This window comes from Salmonella sp. SAL04162 (assembly GCF_046551535.1).
In the GTDB taxonomy this organism is placed as follows: domain Bacteria; phylum Pseudomonadota; class Gammaproteobacteria; order Enterobacterales; family Enterobacteriaceae; genus Salmonella; species Salmonella enterica.
The window spans coordinates 1-2,262 of the sequence record NZ_JBGDVX010000036.1 but is presented as its reverse complement, the minus strand read 5'-3'; the positions used below and the strand labels follow the sequence as shown (position 1 = coordinate 2,262).

General features: G+C 46.5%; 1 protein-coding gene and 1 pseudogene. One reads left to right on the top strand and one right to left on the bottom strand.

Translation table 11 applies throughout. The features are described 5' to 3' along the window. Nucleotides 1-1,602: 1,602 nt before the first annotated feature. Nucleotides 1,603-1,812: a hypothetical protein gene (locus ACLJRH_RS26135; RefSeq protein WP_410958290.1), complete on the bottom strand. Its 210-nt coding sequence runs from the start codon at nt 1,810-1,812 to the stop codon at nt 1,603-1,605. Between the two features lie 133 nt (nt 1,813-1,945). On the opposite strand from ACLJRH_RS26135, the pseudogene ACLJRH_RS26130 reads away from it, so the two are divergent. Continuing rightward, nucleotides 1,946-2,262 (top strand): annotated as a pseudogene (locus ACLJRH_RS26130) (hypothetical protein); the annotation flags it as partial.

Sequence of the window (2,262 nt, the reverse complement as noted above, 5' to 3'; positions counted from 1 at the left end):
TGCGCATAATGCCGACCTTATGTTGAATCAGGCCGCGGCGATAATGGGCAGGGCGCCGCGCCTGATTTACACATAAGGTATTTATGCGCACCAGTGAGCGGGGCGTTACTGCGTAACGGTGGGCGGTCTTAGTCCGGTGATGCGCCTGCACGTCCGAAATTGTGGTAGGGTAGGCCGTCCGGGGCTGGATCCAGACTTCGATCCAAAGGGTGACTCTATAACAATCAAGAAACAAATATCTAACAAATTAAATTGATTCTAAATGTTTAATAATGAGCTAAATTGTCACATTTTAAATATGGCATAATAGTTTGATCGATATAGTTGATTGAGTATAAAATAAATAATCATGCCAATTTTTATTTTATATGATGATGATTGTTTTATTTATCGATTTGTATTTTTGTTTATTTTTGTATATTGCAAGGGTGATTGTTTTTCTTTTGTTTTCAGTGTCATAACTCAATATATAGTTCTTTTTTTATATTTAATAACTATTCGGCATATTATGCTACTTATTTTTTTTTAACATATTGTGCGTTATTTTTTTCTTTTGTGATGGTGCTGAATATTGATTAATTTTCTTCATTGATTATCAAATCAAAAGTCATGCCAATATTGAAAATCTGTTACATTTTAAATGTTAACGAGTTAACCAATCATTAACATCTCCGTTTTTAGATCGAACCGCCGCCGCCTTTTATCCTCTGTCGCCCGGTGCCGGAATGAGGCCGCGTAGCGGCTGAATCTTCCGTAGGGAGTGGGGTTGGTGTTTTCCCGTTCTTTCATGGGCGGGGGGTTGATGTGTCCGGCACTCCGGCGAATAAGTTTGTTTACTGGCATACCTTCACATTGCGGGCGGTGTCGTTCCGAAGGGCCCCCCGCGGCGGGGCGGACTGTCAGCGCTCTCGGTTCCTCTTTCCGGCTCCGTGGGTTGAGTCTGGCGTTCTCCCGTTTGTCTCCGTTCTGTCAGATCGGGGAAGAACTTTCTTACATAGGGCGCGGGCTTTCAGATGATAGTTGCGACGCTGGATCTACCTGAACGACTCCGCGTTGTCAGGCGCTGGCGGCTTCCACTGTCAGACCAGAAATTTAGATCTCCAGTCCCCACAGTATCCGTCAGTGCTATAGATGACAGCCAGACTAAACGCCGGGCGCGAGAGGTGGCACCGCTCGCCGCAGTCTCACGGCAGAAGCGTAGCGACTGAGTGAGCGAGGAAGCGGAATTTCTGCGATGCTAACCAGACCACTTACGCGCCGGTGTTTCGTCAGTGGCTCCGCACTTTCAGGCGACGGCGATGCTACAGATGTGCTCGATCCAGTCCGCCCCGCCGCGGGGGGCGTCGGTCTGGTAGGTGTCGGAGTAGACAAGTCTGGATCGTGATGGTTTGGCGGTATCGGGCTGTTTCGCCGGCGGGCTGGAAAGAGATAACCCCCGTAATGTAGAACGGGGGTTAATTACCCGCATATGTGCGACATCTTCCCGTCCAGGCTGTTTTTGTCCCGGAAGAAACACATATCTGGCGGCGGGGGTTTGCTGTGTGTAGGAGGTGAGGCTAGTTGTCTGAGCCGTTCAAATAAAATGTGACAAGTTTCACACTGCTAGCTTTTTTTCTTTGCTATTTCGATGTCGCTTATTATGTCGTTTACGGCATCGTTTAAATAGTTATCTATTAGGTGATTTGTAATATCTGTCGTTTTTACAATCTCTCCTGTCTTGTTTCCTATCTCTATGATTTTCATCTTAATTTCTAACTTTCTTTCTTCGCTTACTCTTACAGTTGTGTCGCCTCTTTTCGTTGCTTTTTTCACGCTCGCCTCCTTTGTTTATGGCGTGAAAGCATGACATATTTTTGCCTCTCGTATTCATGGCTGCATATTTACAACATGCGTTTAAAATGTTTTCATGCGTGCATGGTGTAAATATTGGTTGGTTTTAGGGCTTATGAACACTGCAAAGGATCACGACAACGTTAACACCCTGACAGACCGTGTAGGCCGTGCGGTAGCTATGCCAAAACAGGATCATGACGATCGTCCGGTTAACATTGACTGGCTTGCTTTTGTGCTGCATTCCTCGGCGGTGAAGGACTTCGTAACGTTTCCTGAGCAGACGGAATGGCGTAAATACGGCGTTCTGCCCAGCTACCGTAGCCACGTTCTGGCGCGTGATACGTTCTTTAACGACGTTATCAACCCTAAAACCCGCATGTGGTGCCCGCTTTCGAATCGCGATATCGAGGAAACCTTTGATGAGTTTGT